Genomic DNA, 6290 nt, shown 5'->3' on the forward strand with positions numbered 1-6290 from the left:
TCTTTTCCCCATTTTTGAGTCATATATTCGATTATCGTGTAGCCAATGTTGTAAATCTGATTGCCGTGATTAAGATCTTCTAAAGTCAGGTTTTTGCTTTTGGCATATTTTACGCTTAGCGAATTAACCTCTTTCGCTTCAAACGTACTAATCGATTCCCAGAGCCAGCGCGGATATTCGGCTTTGAATTTTTTATCAAATTCCCTTTCAAAAGTCAGTCGGTCTTGTGTGATAATCGTGTCTTTTGCTTTGTATATTAATATGTTGAGCTGAACGCAATGCGTAAATTCGTGCAGAGCCGTTTTTAGCGGATCGTCTGGAAAAATAGAATTAAACCAATTCGTCCATACAAAATGAAATTCGTTTAGACCACGACTTGTGCCTTTTGTGTTTTCTGTTAAACCCGTAGCTTCATTAAACTTGAATTGCGAACCGTAAACAAAAACCTTTATCGGCTCATGTTCTATGTCTTTTAGATTCTCTCTTATTTTAGAATAATTTTCCTCCAGATGTTTGCTGACTTTTTCGGCCTCGCTTTTATAAATTCCATTATAGGAAACAATAAAATGCTCCGATTTAAGAGTTTTGGTTTCGTGCTGAACAGTAAAGCTTCGAACTGTTCTTGCAAAATAAAAGACAGCAATAATTGCTAAAAAAAGGACTAGTAATCTGTATTTTCTCATGTGTTCTAAATGTTTTTTTGAGATTTAAAAACAAGTGAATTTTTGAGAATTAGGTTTTTGGTTTTTTAAAAGTAAGAATATTTAAATACTAAAGTGTAAAATAATTAAAGAAATTTCTGAATTTATAATTTTTGGTGGTTTTTAATCTCGCAATCCCGATAGCTATCGGGAGCAGGGTCGCAGAGTTTTTTTATTTAGCCACAGATTATTAAGATTAAAAGGATTTTTTACGCACCGTAAACCTATCGTATTGTCATTTCGAGGAACGAGAAATCTTCGCAAGTAACTCTGCAAAGTTTTTTCCGCATTGTAACCATAAAGTATTGTCATTTCGAGGAACGAGAAATCTCCACAAGTAGCTCCGCAACGAAAAGCCAATCTTTGTCGAGCTTCTCGCGAAGATTTCTCGTTCCTCGAAATGACAAACTAGACAGATATACTTTATGGAATAAGAAAGTTAAATGAATTGCCTCCTGCTTCAGCTGGAGGCTTTTTTATGCTTTAAAAGAAAAAGGCTTTAGCCGAAAATTGTTTTCTATAAGAAAAAAAAATTAAAGTTGAACGCATATATGGGGTCAAATGAAATTAAGTTCTAAGGATTTTTGCAATAATTTAAATTTAAAAAATATGGGCAAAAATCATTTTTCAAAAGAAGTTGAAATTAGATTAAAGGATTTTTTTACAAATACGATTGATTCTGATGAAATGGCAAGAGCTATACGGCAAGTAAATTATATTCTTTCCTTAAGCGTCATTAGAGGCTGCGAAACTGTAGAAACCGAATTCAACAATCTTGAAGATAATTTTTATTGGCTCAATAAATTAGCTGAAGTTCTTGACCCTTATTTGGATGTTGATTAAGTAGAAGAAATTATCTTCATTTCGACGAAAGGAGAAACCAAAAGCAAAACCGACAAAAAATTCCAGAGTGATTTCCGCAATTTTTTTCATAGTGTACAAACTGTTGGTGATGCTGAAAAGCTCCTTTCGTCAAGATGATTTGATAAAGATGAATTCCGTCTAGTTTTGTCATTTCGAGGAACGAGAAATCACACTAGAAACTCCGCAAAGAAAATCGCCAATCTTTGTAGATATATGCGTGCGATTGCTTCGCCAATTCGCTATCGCTCGTGTCCTCGTTCCTCGGAATGACAAAACTAGACGGATTTGGGATTATTTTTCCGCAGCAATCTTCCGTTGGAGAATTTGTTCTGTAATAGGCAAAGGGAAGAGTTTGTTGGTTTGTAGTGTTTTGTGTGTTTTTTGTTTCCGTCCAGTTTGTCATTTCGAGGAACGAGAAATCTTCGCAAGTAACTCCGCAACGGAAATCCAATCTTTGTCGAGTTTTGATTCGCGAGTTTGATGTCACTCGAGCTACTTACGTTGAGATGTAAAAATGTTAATAAGATTGATTATTTAGAGCGATTTCTGTATTCTTAAAAGTGTTAATAATGTTTGTTAGTTTTTCATGAAATTTTAATTGAGCTTCGCTATTTATGTCTAGTTTTAAATTAAAATTCAGAGGTTCAATTGTTTCTCCGTTTATATATTGTTGTTTGATTTTTAGAATCTGGGTTCTTATTTCAAAAGGGAAATTCCAAATATCTGTCATAACATCTGAAACCATTTCTGCTAAATGGATCTTTAGATCTGAATATTCTTCAGTAATGTGAGTGCTTTTTACTTCAATCATCCAATTTAGTAATTGCTCAAATATTTGCGAATATTTTAGAGATGTATAATATAATCCTTTAATGTCTGATGGTTTACCTTCTTCATTAATAAATTTATATATCAAAGGAAATAAATTTTTTAAATTCTCAACAATTACCATAACAGATTGAAGACGGTTTGAACCCCAGTTTGCTAATTCTATAGCATCTTTAATGAAGTGTTTAGGTTCAACTAAAATTGAGTATTCTATATCATTTTTTAAGAATTCTTTTTTTTCAATTTCATCAATAAATGTTTGATAAAAAAATTCTGTTTCATAAAGATCATTTCGTTCAATTAAAATTTTCAAACATTTCTCACTTAAATTAAGCTTGAAAAAATCATCAATATTTTTATCTAGAATACTTTTGAGTTTTAGACTGTCTTTAAATAAATATGACATTTGAATCTTTAATGTTTCAATTATTTCTTTTGATTGTTCAAATGGAAATACCCATATGTTTCTCTTTGTTCGAATATCATCTATAAATTCAAATATTTTTGTGTTGTCAACAAATCTTGAAAAATCTGCGTCTTTATTATCTTTCCAAAAATTTAATGCATTTAATGCGCTTTTATCAATAAAACAAAAGACGGGAATTCCCTTTTGCTTTGCGGTTAAAAATTCTGTATTTGTAATTGATTTTCCATTCTCTATTACACTTCCATATCTATTGCCTACAATCAATACGAGAATATCTGCATTCTCTTTTACATTTTTTATGCAATTTTCTACAGCATTTAATTCGGGTGAAACGGGAAAACTATTAAATTCAGATAAGATAGGATTGTGTCCGCTATCTGTTATAAAGTCATAAATATTTGTTCTTAGTTGTGACAGGTCATAACAACTAGAACTAACAAAAATGTTGAGTTTGTTCATTTTTTAAATAGTTGATTAGTAAATTTTTTGGTGTTTACTCAAAAATAAAAATAGTGAAGTGAAATATTTATTTGTAGTAAATTATTTATCAACAACTTTAAGAACAAGATGTGCCAAAAACAAAAAAAGCTTCTGAAATATCTTCAGAAGCTTTTTTTAGTGCGGATAATAGGACTCGAACCTACACGCCTTGCGGCACCAGATCCTAAGTCTGGCACGTCTACCAATTTCGCCATATCCGCGGTAATTGTGGGTGCAAAGATAGGCATACTTTTGAATTATCAAAGCATTTTTTGAAAATTTTTTTTAATTCTCTTTTTCGTACTTTTGGTTTTCTATAAAAATAATTTAAATGGAAAATATTAAGTCCTACGTTCAACAACATAAAGATCGGTTTATCAACGAATTGATCGAATTATTAAAGATTCCGTCGGTTTCTGCCGACACTGCATATTCTCAAGATGTTATTGACACAGCAGAGGCTGTAAAAGAAAGTTTATCAAAAGCAGGGTGCGATTATGTCGAAACTTGCGATACTCCAGGTTACCCAATTATCTACGGAGAGAAAATAATAGATCAAAATCTTCCAACGGTTTTAGTTTACGGCCACTACGACGTACAACCGCCAGATCCATTAGAATTATGGACTTCACCACCTTTTGAACCGGTTATTAAAACTACAGATATTCACCCAGAAGGCGCAATCTTCGCTCGTGGAGCGTGTGACGACAAAGGTCAGATGTACATGCACGTAAAAGCGCTTGAATTAATGGTGCAAAGCAATACGTTGCCTTGTAACGTAAAATTCATGATCGAAGGCGAGGAAGAAGTAGGTTCTGCAAGTTTGGCTTGGTTCGTAGAACGCAATCAGGAAAAACTGAAAAACGACGTAATCTTGATTTCAGATACAGGAATGATCTCTAACCAACAGCCGTCTATCACGACAGGTTTAAGAGGTTTGAGTTATGTTGAGGTAGAAGTTACAGGTCCAAACCGCGATTTGCATTCAGGTTTATACGGTGGAGCTGTGGCAAACCCAATTAATATTTTGGCAAAAATGATTGCTTCGCTTCACGACGAAAACAATCATATTACAATTCCAGGTTTCTACGATAAAGTTCAGGAATTATCTGCAGAAGAAAGAGCAGAAATGGCAAAAGCGCCTTTCAGCTTAGAAAAATATAAAAATGCTTTAAATATCGAAGATGTTTACGGCGAAAAAGGTTATGTAACCAACGAAAGAAATTCAATCCGTCCAACATTAGACGTAAACGGAATCTGGGGCGGTTATACTGGCGAAGGTGCTAAAACGGTTATTGCGAGCAAAGCTTTCGCTAAAATCTCAATGCGTTTGGTTCCGAATCAGGAATGGGAAGAAATTACAGAACTTTTTACGAAACATTTTACAAGTATTGCTCCGGCTGGAGTTACGGTAAAAGTAACGCCTCATCACGGTGGTCAAGGTTATGTAACGCCAATTGATAGCATTGGTTATCAGGCAGCGAACAAAGCGTATACAGAAACGTTTGGAGTTCCTGCAATTCCAGTTCGTTCTGGTGGAAGTATTCCGATTGTGGCTTTGTTTGAAAAAGAATTAAAAAGCAAAACAATCTTAATGGGGTTTGGTTTGGATAGCGATGCTATTCACTCGCCAAATGAGCATTTCGGAATCTTTAATTACTTGAAAGGTATTGAGACTATTCCGTTGTTTTATAAGTATTTTGTGGAATTAAGTAAATAAGGTGTTTTGCCGCGAAGACGCTAAGGCACTAAGTTTTGTTGTGTTTTTGCTCGCAATCCCGATAGCTATCGGGAGCTAAGGTCGCAAAGATTTTTTGATGCTTTGTCAAAGTTTTAAACTTTGACAAAGTTGAATTAAGATACAAATCCGTTCAGAAATGAGCGGATTTTTTTGTTTCCCATATTTTAAAGATTCAAAAGAAAAACCTTTGCCGCTTTGCATCTCTGAACCTTTGCTTCTAAAAAAAGAAACTTTTTTCTTGCATATTTAAAATTTAACTCTACATTTGTAGAAACGAATCTATGATTGTAGAGCAATGATGAATTTGAAAAATATCTTTTTATTATTTCTTTTGGGTTTAATGCTTTTGAGCTGTAAAAGCAAACCAATCAATCAGAAAATTGACAGGAAAAAAGAAGGTGTTTGGATTGATGATTATACGCAGGATGGTACAAATTATAAATCGTATGAATACTATAAAAATGATCTTCCGTTAAAAAAGTGGAAATCGTACATTAACGGAAAAATCTATAAAACAGAGAAATATAAAAACGGAATCTGTATCGTGAAAAGTTATTACGAAAACGGAAAACTGGAATCGAAAGGAAAAACAAAATTAGAAACGAATTCGGTTGAAACGCATTGGTTTTATTTTGGAGAATGGAAGTTTTATTCGGACAATGGGAAATTAAAAGGAATCAAAAATTACGACAAAGGAGAATTGATTTCGGAACAAAATATTAAATAGACAAACTAACCTCTAAACAATGAAAAAATTAATCACGCTTTCTTTTCTTTTAATGAACTGCCTTTTCTTGCAAGCTCAAACTTATAAAGAATGGGTTCGTAAAGCAGATTCTTGCTATACGGCAAAAAACTATGAGTTGTCTGTTTCGTATTATGAGAAAGCTTTTAAAATAGAACAGAAAGACAATCGAGACTTATACAACGCTGGCTGTTCTGCTTCTATGGCAAAAAGGAATAAAAAAGCATTCAAATGGCTGAATCTTTCTATCGATAATGGATATGAGAATATGTCGCATATTAAAATTGACAATGATTTAAAGCCTTTGCATTCTGAGAAACAATGGAATAAGACAATTGACAAGCTGCAGAAGAAGTTGGATGTTATTGGAGCAAATTATGATAAAGTGCTAGAAAAACAACTTGCAGAAATTTATACCGAAGATCAGGAAATTCGTGGAGAATTTATGAATGTTTATAGAGCTACTAAACCTGACAAAAAGAAAATTGACAGCATTGGTAAAAT

6 protein-coding genes and 1 tRNA gene are annotated in these 6290 nt (G+C 33.3%); 4 read left to right on the plus strand and 3 right to left on the minus strand.

The features are described 5' to 3' along the window. The coding region (locus B3J44_RS09935) for a hypothetical protein (RefSeq protein WP_286968213.1) at window positions 1–683 on the minus strand (683 nt) is incomplete at its 3' end. A 627-nt stretch (window positions 684–1310) separates the two neighbouring features. On the opposite strand from B3J44_RS09935, the gene B3J44_RS09940 reads away from it, so the two are divergent. After that, window positions 1311–1544 (plus strand): hypothetical protein, encoded by a 234-nt coding sequence (locus tag B3J44_RS09940; RefSeq protein WP_286968214.1) that lies wholly within the window; start codon window positions 1311–1313, stop codon window positions 1542–1544. Between the two features lie 538 nt (window positions 1545–2082). Here the strand turns inward: B3J44_RS09940 and B3J44_RS09945 are convergent. Together B3J44_RS09945 and B3J44_RS09950 are read right to left on the minus strand one after the other, a co-directional pair. Beyond that, entirely contained in the window at window positions 2083–3279 is a 1197-nt protein-coding gene (locus B3J44_RS09945; RefSeq protein WP_286968216.1) for a DUF4062 domain-containing protein, read from the minus strand. A 160-nt stretch (window positions 3280–3439) separates the two neighbouring features. After that, window positions 3440–3521, minus strand: a tRNA-Leu gene (locus B3J44_RS09950). A 110-nt stretch (window positions 3522–3631) separates the two neighbouring features. Between B3J44_RS09950 and B3J44_RS09955 the strand changes: the two genes are divergently transcribed. The 3 genes from B3J44_RS09955 to B3J44_RS09965 form a co-directional block, all read left to right on the plus strand. After that, the gene (locus B3J44_RS09955) at window positions 3632–5020 is read left to right on the plus strand and encodes a dipeptidase (RefSeq protein ID WP_286968217.1); all 1389 of its coding nucleotides are present in this window, start codon (window positions 3632–3634) and stop codon (window positions 5018–5020) included. Window positions 5021–5336: 316 nt separating this feature from the next. After that, window positions 5337–5768: a hypothetical protein gene (locus B3J44_RS09960; protein WP_286968218.1), complete on the plus strand. Its 432-nt coding sequence runs from the start codon at window positions 5337–5339 to the stop codon at window positions 5766–5768. Window positions 5769–5787: 19 nt separating this feature from the next. Continuing rightward, the coding region (locus B3J44_RS09965; RefSeq protein WP_414654785.1) for a TPR end-of-group domain-containing protein at window positions 5788–6290 on the plus strand (503 nt) is incomplete at its 3' end.

Source organism: Flavobacterium sp. UBA4854 (assembly GCF_002399805.1).
Taxonomy (GTDB): domain Bacteria; phylum Bacteroidota; class Bacteroidia; order Flavobacteriales; family Flavobacteriaceae; genus Flavobacterium; species Flavobacterium ginsengisoli.